Source organism: Pseudoalteromonas sp. 10-33, from assembly GCF_001469195.1.
Lineage (GTDB): Bacteria > Pseudomonadota > Gammaproteobacteria > Enterobacterales > Alteromonadaceae > Pseudoalteromonas.
This window is the reverse complement of the sequence record NZ_LOFI01000010.1, coordinates 20,893-37,191: the sequence shown is the minus strand read 5'-3', so window position 1 is coordinate 37,191 and position 16,299 is coordinate 20,893. Positions and strand designations below refer to the sequence as shown.

General features: G+C 38.2%; 20 protein-coding genes. 8 read left to right on the top strand and 12 right to left on the bottom strand.

Annotated features, from left to right (window positions below; genetic code table 11):
• Positions 1-10 precede the first annotated feature (10 nt).
• Genes ATS76_RS07570 through ATS76_RS07560 form a run of 3 tightly spaced genes read left to right on the top strand, consistent with a single transcriptional unit; the run spans position 11 to position 1,594 of the window.
• On the top strand, positions 11-406 hold the full coding sequence (locus ATS76_RS07570) for a curli production assembly/transport protein CsgE (protein WP_058551657.1): 396 nt from the start codon (positions 11-13) through the stop codon (positions 404-406).
• Positions 396-821: a curli assembly protein CsgF gene (locus tag ATS76_RS07565; RefSeq protein ID WP_058551656.1), complete on the top strand. Its 426-nt coding sequence runs from the start codon at positions 396-398 to the stop codon at positions 819-821. Before ATS76_RS07570 ends, ATS76_RS07565 begins: the two co-directional genes overlap by 11 nt.
• Positions 821-1,594: a CsgG/HfaB family protein gene (locus tag ATS76_RS07560; protein ID WP_006792598.1), complete on the top strand. Its 774-nt coding sequence runs from the start codon at positions 821-823 to the stop codon at positions 1,592-1,594. The genes ATS76_RS07565 and ATS76_RS07560 overlap by 1 nt, the downstream gene beginning before the upstream one ends.
• A gap of 79 nt (positions 1,595-1,673) precedes the next feature.
• Here the strand turns inward: ATS76_RS07560 and ATS76_RS07555 are convergent, their stop codons facing one another.
• The 6 genes from ATS76_RS07555 to ATS76_RS07530 all read right to left on the bottom strand — a co-directional run bounded on the left by ATS76_RS07555 (position 1,674) and on the right by ATS76_RS07530 (position 6,579).
• Positions 1,674-2,363: a helix-turn-helix transcriptional regulator gene (locus ATS76_RS07555; protein ID WP_058404740.1), complete on the bottom strand. Its 690-nt coding sequence runs from the start codon at positions 2,361-2,363 to the stop codon at positions 1,674-1,676.
• 274 nt (positions 2,364-2,637) lie between these two features.
• Entirely contained in the window at positions 2,638-3,156 is a 519-nt protein-coding gene (locus ATS76_RS07550; protein WP_058551655.1) for a hypothetical protein, read from the bottom strand.
• 67 nt (positions 3,157-3,223) lie between these two features.
• Positions 3,224-4,780 carry an EAL domain-containing protein gene (locus ATS76_RS07545; protein ID WP_058551654.1) on the bottom strand — a complete coding sequence of 519 codons (1,557 nt, stop codon included), beginning with the start codon at positions 4,778-4,780 and terminating at the stop codon, positions 3,224-3,226.
• A 130-nt stretch (positions 4,781-4,910) separates the two neighbouring features.
• On the bottom strand, positions 4,911-5,531 hold the full coding sequence (locus ATS76_RS07540; RefSeq protein WP_058551653.1) for an SGNH/GDSL hydrolase family protein: 621 nt from the start codon (positions 5,529-5,531) through the stop codon (positions 4,911-4,913).
• Positions 5,531-6,040, bottom strand: coding sequence for a DsrE family protein (locus tag ATS76_RS07535; RefSeq protein ID WP_058551652.1), 510 nt, complete (start codon positions 6,038-6,040; stop codon positions 5,531-5,533). Before ATS76_RS07535 ends, ATS76_RS07540 begins: the two co-directional genes overlap by 1 nt.
• Positions 6,041-6,105: 65 nt before the next feature.
• Entirely contained in the window at positions 6,106-6,579 is a 474-nt protein-coding gene (locus ATS76_RS07530) for a flavodoxin family protein (RefSeq protein WP_058551651.1), read from the bottom strand.
• 78 nt (positions 6,580-6,657) lie between these two features.
• Between ATS76_RS07530 and soxR the strand changes: the two genes are divergently transcribed.
• From soxR to ATS76_RS07515, 3 genes are all read left to right on the top strand, one after another.
• The gene (gene soxR, locus ATS76_RS07525; RefSeq protein ID WP_058551650.1) at positions 6,658-7,119 is read left to right on the top strand and encodes a redox-sensitive transcriptional activator SoxR; all 462 of its coding nucleotides are present in this window, start codon (positions 6,658-6,660) and stop codon (positions 7,117-7,119) included.
• Positions 7,120-7,257: 138 nt separating this feature from the next.
• The gene (locus ATS76_RS07520) at positions 7,258-7,899 is read left to right on the top strand and encodes a hypothetical protein (protein ID WP_058551649.1); all 642 of its coding nucleotides are present in this window, start codon (positions 7,258-7,260) and stop codon (positions 7,897-7,899) included.
• A complete protein-coding gene (locus tag ATS76_RS07515; RefSeq protein WP_058551648.1) occupies positions 7,889-8,974 on the top strand; it encodes a rhomboid family intramembrane serine protease in 1,086 nt (361 codons plus the stop codon). Before ATS76_RS07520 ends, ATS76_RS07515 begins: the two co-directional genes overlap by 11 nt.
• A 53-nt stretch (positions 8,975-9,027) precedes the next feature.
• On the opposite strand, the gene ATS76_RS07510 is transcribed toward ATS76_RS07515, so the two are convergent.
• Positions 9,028-9,414: a DUF1294 domain-containing protein gene (locus ATS76_RS07510; RefSeq protein ID WP_058551647.1), complete on the bottom strand. Its 387-nt coding sequence runs from the start codon at positions 9,412-9,414 to the stop codon at positions 9,028-9,030.
• Between the two features lie 52 nt (positions 9,415-9,466).
• Here ATS76_RS07510 and ATS76_RS07505 point away from each other — a divergent pair, with 52 nt between their 5' ends.
• Positions 9,467-9,997: a hypothetical protein gene (locus ATS76_RS07505; RefSeq protein ID WP_058551646.1), complete on the top strand. Its 531-nt coding sequence runs from the start codon at positions 9,467-9,469 to the stop codon at positions 9,995-9,997.
• 62 nt (positions 9,998-10,059) lie between these two features.
• On the opposite strand, the gene ATS76_RS07500 is transcribed toward ATS76_RS07505, so the two are convergent.
• Positions 10,060-10,602, bottom strand: coding sequence for a carboxymuconolactone decarboxylase family protein (locus ATS76_RS07500; RefSeq protein WP_058551645.1), 543 nt, complete (start codon positions 10,600-10,602; stop codon positions 10,060-10,062).
• A gap of 111 nt (positions 10,603-10,713) precedes the next feature.
• On the opposite strand from ATS76_RS07500, the gene ATS76_RS07495 reads away from it, so the two are divergent.
• On the top strand, positions 10,714-11,301 hold the full coding sequence (locus ATS76_RS07495; protein WP_058551644.1) for a TetR/AcrR family transcriptional regulator: 588 nt from the start codon (positions 10,714-10,716) through the stop codon (positions 11,299-11,301).
• 81 nt (positions 11,302-11,382) lie between these two features.
• Here ATS76_RS07495 and ATS76_RS07490 read toward each other — a convergent pair whose 3' ends face one another.
• The 4 genes from ATS76_RS07490 to ATS76_RS07475 all read right to left on the bottom strand — a co-directional run bounded on the left by ATS76_RS07490 (position 11,383) and on the right by ATS76_RS07475 (position 16,256).
• Complete coding sequence (locus ATS76_RS07490; RefSeq protein WP_058551643.1) at positions 11,383-13,503, bottom strand: methyl-accepting chemotaxis protein; 2,121 nt, start codon at positions 13,501-13,503, stop codon at positions 11,383-11,385.
• A 103-nt stretch (positions 13,504-13,606) separates the two neighbouring features.
• A complete protein-coding gene (gene arsJ, locus ATS76_RS07485) occupies positions 13,607-14,824 on the bottom strand; it encodes an organoarsenical effux MFS transporter ArsJ (protein WP_058551642.1) in 1,218 nt (405 codons plus the stop codon).
• A gap of 29 nt (positions 14,825-14,853) precedes the next feature.
• Positions 14,854-15,864: an ArsJ-associated glyceraldehyde-3-phosphate dehydrogenase gene (locus tag ATS76_RS07480; RefSeq protein ID WP_058551641.1), complete on the bottom strand. Its 1,011-nt coding sequence runs from the start codon at positions 15,862-15,864 to the stop codon at positions 14,854-14,856.
• 38 nt (positions 15,865-15,902) lie between these two features.
• Positions 15,903-16,256 carry a metalloregulator ArsR/SmtB family transcription factor gene (locus ATS76_RS07475; RefSeq protein ID WP_058551640.1) on the bottom strand — a complete coding sequence of 118 codons (354 nt, stop codon included), beginning with the start codon at positions 16,254-16,256 and terminating at the stop codon, positions 15,903-15,905.
• Between the last annotated feature and the right edge of the window lie 43 nt (positions 16,257-16,299).

Sequence of the window (16,299 nt, the reverse complement as noted above, 5' to 3'; positions counted from 1 at the left end):
ATTTTAAACTATGAAAATAAATAAAAAAATAAATCTCCTGCTCTTACTCGCTTTGTATTTGGCCCCTCCAAGTGTTGCTGCAGATGAACTTGAAATTGACGGGTTATTACTTGATAGAAGCATTAGCCGATTTGGCCATCAATTTTACTATGAATTTTCAAATTACTGGCGAGACTTGCCTTCAACCGCTGGTTTTAACATTGAAATCAAAGAAACGGTAATACCCAAAGCAGGCACAAAGCTTACTCTTGTAATGAACAATCAAACTATATATGCAACCTATTTAGGACGCAGATTAGAGCCATTAGACGCACGCGTTGAACAAGCGGTCTATACGGTAATTGATGCAATGGCTCGCTCAAACATGGCTACATCTTCTAAGGATATGGCTTTAAATGGATGGTAAAATGAAAAAAATAGTATTTACAATAATAACAACATTATCCTTTTGCGCATCAGCAACTGAAATGGTTTACACCCCTATAAACCCTAGCTTTGGCGGCAACCCACTCAATGCCAATATGTTATTGAGTAAAGCGCAAGCTCAAAATAAACATAAAGCGCCTTCAATCGAAAAAGGCTACGCTGAACAATTTCAGGACTCGCTTGAGCGCACCTATCTAAACCGTATGGTTCGTGAAATAACAGACATGGCCTTTGGGGAAGACATAGAAGATAGTATTTTTGACCAAGACTCAATTTTTATGAGTGGCGATTATCAAATTGAAGTCATCACCAGCACCGCTGATACCATTACAGTCAAAATAACAAATATTATTGATGACACCGTCGTGATTATTGAAGTACCGAGGTTTGGATAATGAAAAAAATAATAACAATAGCAATACTATTACTGCTAAGCGGTTGCTCAACATTAGGCAAATTAATTCCACCGTCACAACAAAATGCAATGAGCCTTGAGCCGACAGAAATATTTAGCGACTTAAAAAACTTACCAAAACCAGCAGGCAGTATACCCGTATCAGTTTACTCATTTAGAGATCAAACAGGCCAATACAAACCACAAACAAATGTAAGCTCTTTTTCTACTGCCGTAACACAAGGGGCTAATTCTATTTTAGTGCAAGCGCTTCATGAGTCAGATTGGTTTACGCCGGTCGAACGTGAAGGTCTGCAAAATATATTAACAGAAAGAAAAATAATTAGAGCAGCCCAATCAGAAAACCCAAACAGTGTTGAACTCCCTCCATTAACCACCGCTAAAATAATTTTAGAAGGCGGTATCATTAGCTACGATACCAACGTAAAAACAGGTGGTTTAGGGATGGAATATTTTGGTATTGGTGCTTCTGAACTTTACAGAGAAGATGCTATATCAATATATTTACGTGCTGTAGACGTACGAACAGGGCAAGTACTCTTGAGCGTTGCCACCAGCAAAAAAGTACTAAGCCAAGAAATGAGAGCTGGCTTTTTTAGATATGTAAGTTACAAACGCCTAGCCGAAGCTGAGGGTGGCTTTAGTGACAACGAACCCATGAGTATATGCGTTACCCAAGCAATAGAAAAAGCATTGACTGACCTGGTTACAAAGGGAATTGATAAAGGCTTGTGGGCTCAAAAAGCAGCCTAATATTTTATTTTAAAAACTAAAAAGGCTACTTAATGTAGCCTTTTTTATTTAATGTTTACTGAATTTTTGCCGCAACTAGCTACTTTGCCATTGGCAATAATACTGCCACATACCGCTGGGCCCAATTTGCAAGCTCTACCCTATTGCGTGAATTTGTTTTTTTAAAAGCACTGTATAAATGCGTTTTAACAGTGTGATCACTTATATTAAGTTTATCCGCAATTATATTATTACTAGCCCCTTGAGCTATTAAATGAATAACCGATTTTTCTCGCTTAGTTAGATGAGCGTAATCATCCTGCTTTAAACTAATATCGTCTTGTAGAGAGTTAAAAGATGAAGCAACTAATAAAATATCGCTAAACGCTTTAGAAATTACTTTTCTGGTAAACCACAATTCATCCGATGTGACCCTAACTAACCCTTTAAAAATAACTTCTGGGGCGTCCGATTTATAAAAAACGCCATTTATGTGGTTCATTAATAAATTTTTTTCGCAAACGGCTTCTTGCTCAACATTAAATAAAACAACCTTATGTTTTTTAGCCAAACAGAGTAAATCAGCAGGAAGTAAATCTAACCAATTATTTTTAGCACCATCAATTAAATATAAATCAAACTTGTCGCGTGCGTCTTGTTTAGGTAATGCATCATCCATTTTTATGTCACCAAAAATAGCCTGCATTGTTTTTAGTATAATGGTATAGCTTTCACAGTGAAAAGAAGATTGAAAGGTTGTTTTTACAAATACGGTGTGAGGTTTGAGCATAAATTTCATCCTTGAAACATTTATACTAGGTTAACTAAAATACATAAATATTACAATGAGATTTTGGCATTAAAAACAAACAGGGATAAACCAATAACAAGTTAATACACCAACAATAACAGTGGGTTACAAAACAAACGCAAACATACTTCATATAATATACTGCTCTGATCTGTTAAAAGTATATAAGATCATTATTCAGTAACTGGAATGATATTTATATATGCCGTCACATAAATACTTTTATAAATAACGGCAAAGACTTTAAGTAAATCTAAATTTTTTCTTTAAGCTTATTAAGTGCGTCTACCGAAAAACCACGGTCGTAAAAGTATAATATTTTTCCTGTCTTATCTATGAGCATAACGCGAGAATTATTAGGGCTTTGGTTACCAGTAAACTTTTGCACCGCTTCACCGTCTTTATAAATCGTGATAACACCACCCCATAACTCTTTAGGAATACCTTTGCGCATACCATTATCAATAAACGTACTAAACATACGTGGTGCCATGCCCGCAATGGTAGGTAGTTCATAAGTAGGAAGCGTCACACCGGCCATATCTAGGCCAATTAACCAGCGATCAATATCAAATTGACTATCTTGTTTATAGCCTATTAACAGTAACGTTTTTTCAGCGTTAAAATCACTCGGAATAATAAATTCTTTTTTCTCTAAACTTTCGCCAGTGATTGTTGGAAATTGCTTTCCAACAACTTGCTGATTGGGATATTGCGATGCACAACCACTTATAAGTAGTAGCAAAAATACTGTTATTACTGGTTTAAACATTTTATTTGGCCTATTTTTACAATAAATTTAGTGACTTATACGCAAACAAAAAGAGCGTCGATCTTTTTTAAAGCGCATGCTGCGCAATATAATGTTTAAATTTATCGACCTTCATTGGCCGGCCATATTTCCACCCTTGACCGTAATGCACACCAGCTGTTTTTAACATAGTCTCTTGCTCTGTTGTTTCTATTCCTTCAGCTACACAGGTGTAGTTAAACTTACGCACTAACTCCATAATATTCGGGATCATAGACGCTTTTAAACCTTGCGTTGCTATATCTTGAACAAAGGTGCGGTCTATTTTTAACTGATGAAAACTTAAATTTTGTAAGTTTCTCAAATTGGAGTAACCCGTTCCAAAATCATCAAGCGACAAGTTAAAACCAGACTCAACCAATGTTCTAAAATGCGCATGGGCAATACTGGTATCGAGGTACTCGTCTTCAGTTATTTCTAAGCAAATAGTAAATCGCGAATTAATGAGTTCAGGCTCTTGTGTTAATAGGGATACATTGCCAAGTTCTACATCACAAGGAAATATATTAATAGACACTTTAAAACCCGTTGGTAAATCATCTAATACTGTAAGCTCTTCAATTACTTTTGCTACCATTGATTGGGTAAACGACCACGTTAAATTATTCTTACGTATCACCGGAATAAATTCATCAGGGTAAAGCGACCCGTATTTATCTTGAAAACGAGCTAGCACTTCACAGCCAACTACATTACCCGAATGCAAACAAATAATAGGTTGGTAAGTCCAATAAAATGAGCCTTTAGCTACCCCTTTGCGCACTCTGTTATTAATAGAACGCCGAGCGGCAATTTGGTAATCAACAATAAGAGCACTCGACACACCCGTTAGGCAAGTTAAAATGAGTGAAATAATCAGTAAAAACTGATTGTCGGCAAAAAATTGGCTCCAAGGAGTTCTAACTGCAACACAATACCCTTTATTTTTTTCACTGCACATAAATGCAGTTTCAAACGGTATTTGTTTGTTGCTTGCAAGCTCTTTACTTAATCCACTTTTACCCGCCAAATGAAATGCATCTGAACTCGACTTATAAGTAATTTCCCAATACGGGGCTGCAATATTGCTGCGACTGATAGCTGCGGTATCCATAATTAAATTATAGTTACCCTGCCTTACAATCACGACCTGCATTATTCGCTCTTTAAAAAGTAAAATTTTTAATTTAGGTTCGAATCGAACTCTAATGTTATTGTCGTTATTACTTTCGAGGTTGTTGCGAATGTAATCGGGGGTTCTATCGTTTATGGGGGTTTTTAGTACACCCGAGCCCGTGGTACAGACAAGCTGATTATTTTTAAAAAAGCCAATATCTACAACATACTTGGCATCAAAAAGTGCACGTCGCATTTCAAGGAGGTTTTCGTTGCTACATTCTGAGAAATTAAATGAATTTAAAGGAAAAAGAATTTGACGGCGCTCGCTTACAGCAGCATCTATGTGGCTAACAATTTGTTTTGCATCTTTTTGTATTGCAGCTGCTAATTTGTGCCCAGCAAAATACAATAAAACTAAGCTACCCAATACAAAAACCAAAACACCGGTTAAAACTGCAATTAATGACTTTTGTTGGTATTTTTTCATTATGTCCTTATTGCCTATAAAGCATTCACTATCAGTGTGTTCTCCATCATTACATAATCAGCCTTAAATGCAAATAAGCTCACAATATTCATAGTAAATAGCGTACTCATAATTTAAACGTTAGCGTTCATTACGCATAAGCTTCATTTATTAAATTACACATCAAAGCCGCTACTTTAGCGTGCCCATCAGCATCAATATGCACCCCATCAATAGCTGAAACAGTAATACTTTGCTGTAAGTCACAAAAGTAGTTCTTTTTAGCACGGGCAATATTTTCAAACTCTTTTTTTAATGCCACGTTTTTACTCGGTGCGCCCTCGTAAACATGTTTATATTGTCCTACACACTTTACATAAGCAGGGCTTAAAATTATAAGCTTGGGTTGTTTATTACCTTCATAAAACTCTTCAATACTGTCTAGTAAGTTTGTTAAGCCTTGACCTATTTGCTCAGGCGTTAATTTAAAGCGCTGTTTTAAATCGTTAGTACCCAAGGCAATAATTATAACAGCCAAAGAGTGCGCTTCTAAAAGCGGCTTTAAATAACTTACACCCGATAGCTCCCCAATAAATGGCGGGTTATTTACAAGCGTACGGTTAGGCTGCCCCGCCTCTATCACTGTAAATTGATCGCCCAACATTTCAGCTAACACCAACGGCCATCTAACCTTGCCCTCAAAACGCTTTCCCGTTACGGGGTTTAACCCACATGTATTTGAGTCACCAAAACATAAAATAGCTTTTTTCATTAAAATGGATTCAAAGTATAGCCTTGCTGCTGAAGTTGAGCATGCGCGGTCATAGCAGATAAAGACATGGTAACACCCTGTATAAGGTGTTTCGGCGCTACTTTAAAATGCGTAGCCGACTGCCCGCATACAAATACTTGCGTGTTGTTTGCCAATAATTGTTTAATTAAGCTCGTGTTTTTATTATTAACGTTAAAGCGTTTTTTATATTCATCGTTCGATAAAACATCTTCACTTGCACCACCATGAATAACTAACGCTAATTTAATGTTCTCTGGTTTAACGCCATGTGCTACATGCATATTTATAAAGCGAGCAAGTGAGTTCATTGCATTATTTTGCTCCCCTTTTTTAGCGGCATCGGCCACATCAAACGCTATTTTGAATTGAGTCGAATTATTAATTTGCGCATGTTCTGGCACGTTATAATAATAACCAAAACCACTAATAGGCTGCTCATTAGCGAAAGATAATGGGCTTAATATTAAAAATAACAGTAAGTATTTCATAAACAATCCGTTTGTTTTTTTGTTTATAAATAAAGTACCAGATGCGTTGAAAAAAAGGCAGTTATTCACGCTAAAGTGTGCGAACTTTTATGGTGGTGCGTTAAAAAGCGCATGCCTAAATAACTAAATGTATTTTTAAACATCGCAACAAAGGCATCTGGCGCCTCACTTGACGACGCATTAGACAACAGTGAAAAATCTTTACTGCGCAGTAAACGCAACTTTGGTTTTAAATGCTCGTCATCCATGTAGTCGGTAATTCTATCTATAAATGTTTTCATTTGTGTTGTGGTGCTATACCAATAAACTGGCGAGGCAAATACCCAATGGTCGTAATGTAAAAGTGACTCAAAAAGCGAGAAAAACTCATCATCACTGTAGTTTTTACTGTAACTGTAAGGCGGTATTTTAAATTTATCTAAACATACAACATGCACCTCATTTTGCTCTGCAAAACTATTAACATGTGCTGCTGTGTTACCATTTTGTCGTGCCGATGAATAAATAATAATGGTGTTACGGCTAAGTTTTTGTTGCATTTTTCCAGCTCCTTTTTTAATGTTGAAGAAAGCTTAAAACCTTAAGTTATATTGAGGTCAATACATGGAAAAAGATTAATGCCTGCTGAGCAAAAAAAATTGATCGACGCTACTTTAACAGTAGGCTACGTCGCAAAAAGAAGTGGTGTGAAGGTGTCTACATTACACTTTTACGAAACCAAACATTTAATAAAAAGCTGGCGAAACAGCGGCAACCAACGCCGCTACAAACCCGACGCACTTCGCCGAGTGGCCGTAATAAAAGCAGCACAAGCCATGGGCATTTCGCTAGACGATATAAAACAAACACTTGCCTCACTCCCCGATAACCGCACGCCCACTAAAAAAGATTGGTCTGCACTTTCTAAACGCTGGCAAGCTCAATTAGATAAACGCATAGCGTATATGCAACGTGTACGCGACCGCGTAGATGGCTGTATTGGCTGTGGGTGTTTATCACTTAAAAGCTGCCCTATTTATAATAAAGACGATCATTTAGGGAGTGAGCAAAGTGGAGCAGTATTGTTAAACAGCGGATAATTTAATCAAAAAATTATGATTGACCTATAAAATAATAAACCAGTAATAATTTTAATTAGCTAATACAATATTGATTATAGGCAGAGCATTCTTTAGAATGCACTGCTTAAAAAGGAAGCAATACAAAAGGATTTTGCAATGACCCCTACAACTCCCTCTACCCAGAGTGAAACAAAAAGCCCTGCAGCTACTCAAAAGTTAGCTCAGGCTCTCAGAACCGTTGATAATAAAGAACTAAAAAGTACAGGCTTTTGGTTAAATCAGTTTTTTATGGTGATCTCGACAATTTTTGGTGTTTATCTGGCCGCACAAAGTGGCTTAGAGCAAGCCTTAAAATTTGATTCATTTAGTAAAATAGAAGATAACTACTACCTCAGAACATCTTTATTTGATGAAGTTAATGATAATGTAAATACCGTTGCAGAGTACGCCGAACGCTTATCAAAAAGCCCACCAAAATCTGAAATGGAATTTTTTAAGCCTACCTTAGAGAAGTATATTTGGAAAACAATGCAGTTTTCGCCTACTACACTCGAAACACCCAGTGAATTTTTGACTAAAATTCGTAGGTTTTATTCTAGAGCCGAATTTCTAATTAACGCTGCCATTGAAAGAAAAATGTCAGCTAAACAAGCTGCAATAGAGCTAAAAAAAATAACTAATTTAATTAAAAATGAAACATTACCCGCCTTAAAACAAAACGCGGAACAATTAAAAATGGAATTAAAACAGAATAATATTTCTGTCGGATCACTAAAGGAATTAACAAATGCCAATTAAACATTGCCCTCATTGTAAAACCCATGCTTTAGAAGTCACAAATTATCAAGGTGAAGAAATAGATATATGCCGTGAATGTGGCGGCCTTTGGTTTGAAAAAAATGAAGTTAATCGTATGATTGACGAAATTAACGATGGTCCTGTAGGTGACAAATTTGAAACAAGCTTTGGGGACTCTTTAGGTATTTCAGAACTTGACTGCCCTGATTGTAATAAAAGTTTAGAACGTTTTCATTTACTTGAAGCTTTCCATACCGAAATTGATGTTTGTAGACACTGTGATGGTACGTGGATTGATAAAGATGAACTAGAAGGTGTTGAAAACAGCCCAGAATTAAAAGCGAGCCTAAGCGAATTAAATCAAAAAGTAAGCTGGAAAACATACTTGTTTCAATTTTTAACTCAAATGCCTGTTGAATATAATATAAAGCCCCAACAAAAGTCTTGGGTTACTTATGGTTTAATTGCACTAAATACATTGATTTTTGCTTTATATTTTTTCAATAAGGAAACATTTGGCATTGCTCTTGAACTTTTTGCCATGACGCCCGCAGATATAAGTCAAGGTAATAGGGTATGGACCCTACTAACTTGTGTGTTTCTGCATGGTTCAATAATGCACCTACTTGGTAACATGTACTTTTTATATGTTGTCGGTGACAACTTAGAAGATGTTTTAGGCCATAAGCGCTTTTTAATCTGGTTTTTAGTGTGTGGATTACTGGCGTCTATTACCAGCTATATTGTCAGCCCTTCGTCTGCAATACCAAGCGTGGGTGCAAGTGGCGCAATTGCTGGCCTTTTTGGCATGTACTTAATGTGGTTTAGACACGCAAGCCTGACATTTATGATAATTATATATCAAAAAAAGCTCTCTGCAGTTTGGTTTTTTGCAATTTGGTTAATTATGAATATATTTGGCGCATTAACAGGACCTGATGGTATTGATTATGGTGCACATATTGGTGGCTTTGTTGCCGGATTATTGATTGGCTATTTCTTAAAAAATACAATTTTAGAACAAAACCCTATAATTCGCTTACTCAATCAAAGCGAAGCACAGCTAAAACGCTAATATTGTGATTCAATCACCTCCCCACTGATTCAGTTGTTTCTCAGTGGGGGGGGTTAAAGGCTTAACTTAGCCATTTCCAAATACCCAAGAAACTCTAAAGCAAAAAAATATAAAACTATATTTAATAAAATGCACACCCAAAGTATAGTTATAAAACGCTTTTTTTGTGATTTATGACGTAATAATTGCTGAGCAATTAACGCCCCGGGCCACCCTCCACATAGTGCTAATAAATGAAGAGTTCGTTCGCTTGTACGAGTTACTTTTTTATTTACCGACTGCTTAGCTTTGTGTTTATCCCACGCATACATAATAAATGTAACGACACTAAGCGTACTTATGAAAGTTGGCGCAAAAATAGTTATGCCCCATTTAAAATGTGCAACCCATAATATGAATATAAAAAATAAGGATAGAATTATTAAGGTTTTCTTTATCAAGTAATTATCGCCTATACTGGTTTGTATCAGTTCAAATAATAAGAGAATAATTATGACATATTTTAAAGTGCTATTTTTTACTTTGTGCTTTTTAGCTTTTACAACCCACGCAAAAGAACAACCACTTAAACTTGATAAACACCTTAGTATATTTCAGCCTTATTTAGGGGCGTGGCAGGCCGATTTTGATGTTGCACCAGGCACTAAACCAGTTCAAGACGTAGGCTTATGGGAGCGTGCGCTTAATGGTAAGGCAATAAGAACAAAACACTCTATTAATGAGGGTGAATATGGTGGCGAGTCGATGATCTTTTACGATAGCAAAAAAGACTCATTAGTTTTTTATTATTTTACAACAGCCGGTTTTTATACAAAAGGCACTATAAAAGTACTCAGCCCTACGCAGTTTGTTGCTTACGAAGAGGTTACAGGTAGTAAAGAAGGCATTACTAAAGTGAAGTCGACCAGCGATTTAAAAGATGGGAAATTGGTTGTGTCTACCTCCTATTTAAAAAAAGGTGAATGGACCAAACCAGAGTCACGCATTTATACGCGTAGCAATCAAGCCGTTAAATTTAAATAGCGACCGTTGTTTACAGTACAAAAAAGGCAGCCTCGCTGCCTTTTTTGTTAATTAATACGCGATTATTTTGCGAATTTTTTAAATGGTTCGTCCACTGGCGTATTTGCTAGATGGTTAGTGTAGTTGCTCATTACCTTTTGCGATAAACCTACAATAATTTCTAGTAGTTGCTGTTGGCCGTAACCGGCTGCAAAAAACTTTTCAATTTGCTCATCGCTAATTACGCCACGTTCACGCGTCATAGCTAGTGTTGTTTCACGTAGTGTTTCTAGTTTTGCATCTGCAAGTGGTGTTTTGTTTACTAGTGCATCAACAATACCTTGGTCAACTTTCATTGAAGCGGCAATTGCGCTGTGCGCTGGTACACAGTAATGACACTCATGCTCAACGTTAATTGACTGCCATACTACTGTTAGCTCTTCTGCGTTAAACGAGGTGTTTTGAAATAAGTCGTGCAGTACTTGGTAACCTTTTAATAGCGTTGGTGCTTCAGCCATTACTGCGTGTAAATTAGGTAGCATGCCAAATGCAGCAACTGAATCGGCTAATAAAGGTTTTGATTCTTCAGGTGCGTTTTCTGCTGTGTATAAAGTAAATTCTGCCATTGTTAGCTCCAAAAATAAGTTGTTTTAGTAACGTCGAAGCACATATTATTTGATTTTGAGCGACTGCTCAAGTTAAAATTGAGCAAATGTTCAAATTAATTGAGAAACAGCATGGTCAACAAAGTTAAATTTGAGCGCGAGACTGTTGTCCGCCTTGCCAGTGAGCTTTTTTGGGAAAAGGGATTTAATGCCACTTCGACCCGCGATCTGCAAGATGCAATTAATATGCGTCCAGGTAGTATTTATTCTGCGTTTGGCTCAAAGGAAGGGTTATATATTGAGTCTTTAAAAAATTACACCATGCAAATAGAAGATCAAATAAAAACGTGTTTATTGGCTTCGCCTACTATTATTGGTGGTTTACAAACGTTTGTTGAAAATGTCATCATTAAAGATAAAAAAAATGCCCCGAGCGCCATTTGTATGCTAGTAAAAGCAAATTGTGAGTTTGCCGATGAAGACAGCTGTTTGTATTCATTAAGCCTTGATTTATCAGACAAGTTTGAAGATTATTTAAGCGATTTATTTGCACAAGCCATTGCGCGTGAAGAGCTAAAAGGCGAGGTTAGCCCAAAAGACTACGCCCGCTTTTTTAAAGTGCAATTTACAGGGCTACGCGGCTACTTTAACCGCCCGGGTGTTGAGGAGCTTGCACAACCTATGATCGATCAAATGTTTAAGATCATGAAAACGCTCTAAACCCCTTAGCTCAATTAATGGCACAAAAAAACGGCGGTAATGTAATTACCGCCGTTTTTACTTTTTAGGGCTTAGTATCTGTTAGGTTTTTAACTTATTGAGCTCGCTGTCTTGTTGAGCAACCAACTTATTGAGTACTTCGCTGCTGTCGCCAGCCTGCGAAGATAAACCAGATAACTGAGAAGCTGCATCAGAAATAAGCGTTAAATTACGGTTTATTTCCTCTGTTACTAGGCTTTGCTCTTCAGCGGCTGTTGCAATATGCGTAATTTGATTAGTTATTTCATCAACTTTTACAACCACACTGTGCAGCGCGTCAAAGGCAACCGATGTTTCGTCAACCGCGTTTTGTGCTCTTACAACGCCTTTTTCTATTACAGTGGAAGCATTACCAACCTCATGCAGTAGGCTGTCTATTAGATTGCTAATGTCATCGGTAGATGAACGGGTTTTAGAAGCAAGTGCGCGTACTTCATCAGCAACAACGGCAAAACCTCGACCGTGTTCGCCAGCACGTGCAGCTTCAATGGCTGCATTGAGTGCCAGTAGGTTAGTTTGCTCTGAAATAGTTCTGATCACATCTAAAATTTGCGTTATGTCTTTACTGCGCGTGGCTACTTTTTCAACCGCTTGGTTTGCCTCTTTTATTTCTTCTGACATGGTTTTAACTTGCGTCATAGCCGACGACAAGCTCGACTCACTGCTTACCACTAAGCCGTTAATTTCGTCAGCTTGCTGCGCCGATTGCTCAGACGCTCTTGCGACTTCAAGTGCCGTTGCGCTCATTTCGTTCATAGCGGTAACTACGCTTTCTATTTCTTTAAACTGCGCCTGCACATTATGTTTTGTGTCGATGGCTATATGCTGGGCAATTTCGCCTTGTTGTTTGGTTTGATCTGACACGGCCTTAAGCTCAGCAATTAGGTCGCGTAATTTAGTTAAAAAGCGGTTAAAACCACCAGCCAGTGCAATTAGTTCGGCATGGCTGTCTACATGTAAGGTGTGTGTTAAGTCGCCTTCTGAACTGGCTAGGTTATCAACGCGTTCTTGTATTTGTTCAAGCGGGGCTATAACACCTGCTACAACAAATTTCATAACCACAAAAGCAACACCCGCAATAATTAAGCCGGTTACTAAAATAATAGTGCCCAATGCTGCTGCGGTACTTTGCATATTTTCGCTCAAAGCTTGTGGGCCAGCCAGTGCTAAATTTGCAGGTACTTCAATAATAAGCGACCACTGAGTGTCTGCAAGCTTTATATTTATTGGGTAATTAACCAGGTAAGTGTCATCCGCTTTTAAAAGATTGTTTTCACCTCGTACCTTTTCAACTTTACTGGTAATTGTGGATGACATTGCTTCTTTGTAAGGTCGGCCAAGCTTGGTTTTGTAGTGGCTACTGCCTACGATTAAACCAAAATCACTTAATAATGTTACCTTGGCTTGACCGTTATAGAGCTCTTTTGAAAGCTGCTCTGTTAACTCTTGAAAAACCGGTAACGTTAAATCAACGCCAGATATACCAACAAACCGACCATCTCTGACAATAGGAACCGTAAGAGACGTCATCATTTCTGAATTGCCTGGCGTAATTTCGTATAGGTAGGGTTCCATAATACAGGGCTTAACGTTGTCTTTAGCACACAAATACCATTCAGACTCTCGCAGGCCAAATTCATTAAGCTTAGTGAAATATTTTTCGGCAGGGTCGTCTACAACTTGCTGCTCAACCACGCCTGCTTTACTGCGTGTAAAGTAAATTTCGAGTGTACCAGCACCATCAACAGAGTGACTGTAGCCGCTTGTAAATTGAGTATCTTTAGAATCATAACCGTTTACTTCAAACTGGGAGTAGATGGAAGAAAGCGATTCATTGTTATTTAATATGGATTGATTAAGATTAACAACGGATTCGCGACTAAGTGCATCATTACCCGCCGTGCCACTTAATATGGCAGCGAGTGAAAAAGGGACGCGGTATGCCTCGTTAATAAACCCTGCAATTCTTTCACCATAAACAGCCGCATTAGCACTTAGCTTTTCTTCAACTTCTGCCACTATGTATTTTTCTGACTGGGTTGATAGCTCATCGTTGCTTGATGATAGCTGCCACCACAAAACACTAGAAAGCACCAAAACTGTTATAAATATACTGCCTACTGTAATCCACAGTAGTTTTTTTGCTAACGATATTTCTCGCATTGACCCGCCCTTTGTTTAAACTTCACATACAGTTTAGACGATTTTACTAATCAAGCTATCGATAACTGCTAACAAAATTTAATTTAATACAATACGTTGAGTTTTAACGCTTGGCTAAAAAAGCAGTCGTCACTGAAGCAATTAGTAATAGCACCACACTCACCCACAAACAGGCACTTAATCCATAAACTTGGAATACCCAACCAGACAACACAGTCCCTAATAAACGCCCCACTGCATTGGCCATGTAATAAAAGCCCACATCTAACGACACCCCATCGTTTTTAGCAAAACTTACAATTAAAAAGCTGTGTAGCGATGAGTTAATTGCAAACACAGCCCCAAAAATAAGTAGCCCAACTATTAAGGTTATGTGTACCGCTATGTTAAGTTGCATTAAAACCGCTAATACTAAAGTAACCATGCTCAGTAACACCACCCACCAATATGCAGTGGCACTTGCTTGTTTATGAGATTGGCTGTGTCCTGTAATACGTGGTGCCTGAGATTGCACTAGTCCGTAAGCAATAACCCACGTTGCCATAAACCCACTTACCCACCAATGATCCCACTTAAACTGAGCCGCTAAATAAACCGGTAATGCAACCACAAACCACACATCACGCGCTGCAAATAAGCACAAACGCGCTGCACTGAGTAAATTAATTGCACGAGATTTTGAAAATAACTCTTTAAACTTAGGTTTAGTTTTAGCTTTACCAATATCGCCTTTTAAAAACACTAAACTTATTACCCACGCTATGCTGAGTAATACAATAAGCCCAACTAAAGCGCCAATAAACCCAAATAAACTTAATAGCAAGCCACCTAAAAAAAAGCCAACGCCTTTAAGTGCGTTTTTAGACCCCGTTAAAATAGCAACCCATTTATATAATTGCGCTTGCCCGCTGTCGCCTTGAGGAACTAAATACTTAATCGCGCTTTTGGCGCTCATTTTATTTAAGTCTTTTGCAATACCACTTAGTGCTTGCGCTACCATGACATACGCAACTGTGAGCCAATCACCCGGTACACACAGCATGCCTAAGGCAACAATTTGCACCCCTAAGCCTATATTCATAGTTTTATTTAACCCAAGTTTGGCACCTAACCAACCGCCCACTAAATTGGTGATCACACCAAAAATTTCGTAAAACAAAAACAGCATGGCAATGGCCAGTGCACCATACCCTAACTGATGAAAATGCAGTACTACCAGCATACGCAGTGCGCCATCGGTTAAGGTAAATGCCCAGTAATTACCGGTAATAATTAAATACTGTTTTATTGCTGTAGGTAAATTAGCAAATTGCTCAAACATGGTTAAAGCCCTTTAAACCTTATAAATGGTTAAACCAAGTCGCTTTTAGCAACTTTAAGCATTAGCTCGGCGGTACGATTAGCGTAGCCCCATTCGTTATCGTACCAAGCGTATAATTTAAGCTGGGTATTATTTATAACCATGGTAGAGAGCGCATCAATAATGCTACTACGTGGATCGGTTTTGTAATCAATCGATACCAGCGGTTTTTCTTCGTAACCTAATACACCTGCAAGCTCGTTTTTAGACGCCTGAGCAAACCATTCATTCACCTCTGTTGCAGTAACTCCACGCTCAAGCTCAAATACACAGTCGGTAATAGATGCGTTAGTTAACGGTACGCGCACGGCATGGCCATTTAACTTACCTTTTAGCTCAGGGAATATATGCGTAATGGCTGTTGCACTACCGGTTGTGGTAGGTATTAAACTTGTCCCGCACGAACGAGCACGGCGTAAGTCTTTATGTGGCGCATCAATAATAGTTTGGGTATTGGTAATATCGTGAATAGTGGTCATTGAGCCGTGCTTAATGCCTACTTTTTCTTGCAGTACTTTTACAATAGGCGCTAAACAGTTAGTCGTACACGAAGCCGCTGTCACAATTTTGTGCTCATCTGGGTTATATAAATCATCGTTAACGCCCATAACCACATTTAAAATACCGTCTTCTTTTACCGGAGCGGTTACCACAACGCGCTTAACACCTTGTGCTAAATATTGATTTAACAGCTCAGTGGTTTTCATTTTACCGCTGGCTTCTATCACTACATCGCAATCAGACCAATCAGTATCGCTAATGGTTTTGTTATTGGTAACGGCAATAGTATGTTTAGCCACACTAAAGCTATTCTCGTTTGCTGTAACGCTGTGCGCTAAACGCCCGTGCACTGAGTCAAACTCTAATAAATGGGCATGTGTTTTAGCATCGCCCGCTACATCGTTTACTTTAATAAATTCTACTTCTGGCCACTCTAGTGCTGCGCGCAGTGTTAAACGTCCCATACGGCCAAAGCCGTTAATACCTACTTTAATTGTCATAATAAATACCTTTAGTAAAGTTATACCAATTTGCTAAATTAACAGCAGCTTGCTGCACGCTCTGGGCGATTACCCATTGCATTGAGTCGATTTAAATCGTCGTTATAAAACGCAGAATTTTCGTTTTGTGTTTGTGTTATTACACTAAGAGCCCACTGTGGCAGGGCTTTATTAATGCTGTAGTACACCCATTGATTTTGCTTACGGTCGCTCAATAAGCCACATTGCCTAAGCTGCGCTAAATGGCGCGACACTTTAGGCTGACTAAGTTCAAGCGCGGCAACAAGCTCACACACACATAGCTCTTGCTCATGGCTAATTAATAACATGGCTTTTAAGCGCGTATCGTCGGCTAAGCATTTGTAAAATTGAAGTGGGTTGAGTTGTTCCATAGCATCCTCGTTTTGTTAGTGTGCATACAATAAAACAAAATCA

What these genes read in the sequence shown, in the direction of transcription:
- ATS76_RS07535 (WP_058551652.1), bottom strand. Translation starts at nt 6,040, where the DNA reads ATGAAATACTTACTGTTATTTTTAATATTAAGCCCATTATCTTTCGCT.
- ATS76_RS07570 (WP_058551657.1), top strand. Translation starts at nt 11, where the DNA reads ATGAAAATAAATAAAAAAATAAATCTCCTGCTCTTACTCGCTTTGTAT.
- ATS76_RS07515 (WP_058551648.1), top strand. Translation starts at nt 7,889, where the DNA reads ATGCCAATTAAACATTGCCCTCATTGTAAAACCCATGCTTTAGAAGTC.
- ATS76_RS07530 (WP_058551651.1), bottom strand. Translation starts at nt 6,579, where the DNA reads ATGCAACAAAAACTTAGCCGTAACACCATTATTATTTATTCATCGGCA.
- ATS76_RS07550 (WP_058551655.1), bottom strand. Translation starts at nt 3,156, where the DNA reads ATGTTTAAACCAGTAATAACAGTATTTTTGCTACTACTTATAAGTGGT.
- ATS76_RS07490 (WP_058551643.1), bottom strand. Translation starts at nt 13,503, where the DNA reads ATGCGAGAAATATCGTTAGCAAAAAAACTACTGTGGATTACAGTAGGC.
- ATS76_RS07540 (WP_058551653.1), bottom strand. Translation starts at nt 5,531, where the DNA reads ATGAAAAAAGCTATTTTATGTTTTGGTGACTCAAATACATGTGGGTTA.
- ATS76_RS07495 (WP_058551644.1), top strand. Translation starts at nt 10,714, where the DNA reads ATGGTCAACAAAGTTAAATTTGAGCGCGAGACTGTTGTCCGCCTTGCC.
- ATS76_RS07520 (WP_058551649.1), top strand. Translation starts at nt 7,258, where the DNA reads ATGACCCCTACAACTCCCTCTACCCAGAGTGAAACAAAAAGCCCTGCA.
- ATS76_RS07475 (WP_058551640.1), bottom strand. Translation starts at nt 16,256, where the DNA reads ATGGAACAACTCAACCCACTTCAATTTTACAAATGCTTAGCCGACGAT.
- ATS76_RS07480 (WP_058551641.1), bottom strand. Translation starts at nt 15,864, where the DNA reads ATGACAATTAAAGTAGGTATTAACGGCTTTGGCCGTATGGGACGTTTA.
- ATS76_RS07500 (WP_058551645.1), bottom strand. Translation starts at nt 10,602, where the DNA reads ATGGCAGAATTTACTTTATACACAGCAGAAAACGCACCTGAAGAATCA.
- arsJ (WP_058551642.1), bottom strand. Translation starts at nt 14,824, where the DNA reads ATGTTTGAGCAATTTGCTAATTTACCTACAGCAATAAAACAGTATTTA.
- ATS76_RS07505 (WP_058551646.1), top strand. Translation starts at nt 9,467, where the DNA reads ATGACATATTTTAAAGTGCTATTTTTTACTTTGTGCTTTTTAGCTTTT.
- ATS76_RS07545 (WP_058551654.1), bottom strand. Translation starts at nt 4,780, where the DNA reads ATGAAAAAATACCAACAAAAGTCATTAATTGCAGTTTTAACCGGTGTT.
- soxR (WP_058551650.1), top strand. Translation starts at nt 6,658, where the DNA reads ATGCCTGCTGAGCAAAAAAAATTGATCGACGCTACTTTAACAGTAGGC.
- ATS76_RS07565 (WP_058551656.1), top strand. Translation starts at nt 396, where the DNA reads ATGGATGGTAAAATGAAAAAAATAGTATTTACAATAATAACAACATTA.
- ATS76_RS07555 (WP_058404740.1), bottom strand. Translation starts at nt 2,363, where the DNA reads ATGCTCAAACCTCACACCGTATTTGTAAAAACAACCTTTCAATCTTCT.
- ATS76_RS07560 (WP_006792598.1), top strand. Translation starts at nt 821, where the DNA reads ATGAAAAAAATAATAACAATAGCAATACTATTACTGCTAAGCGGTTGC.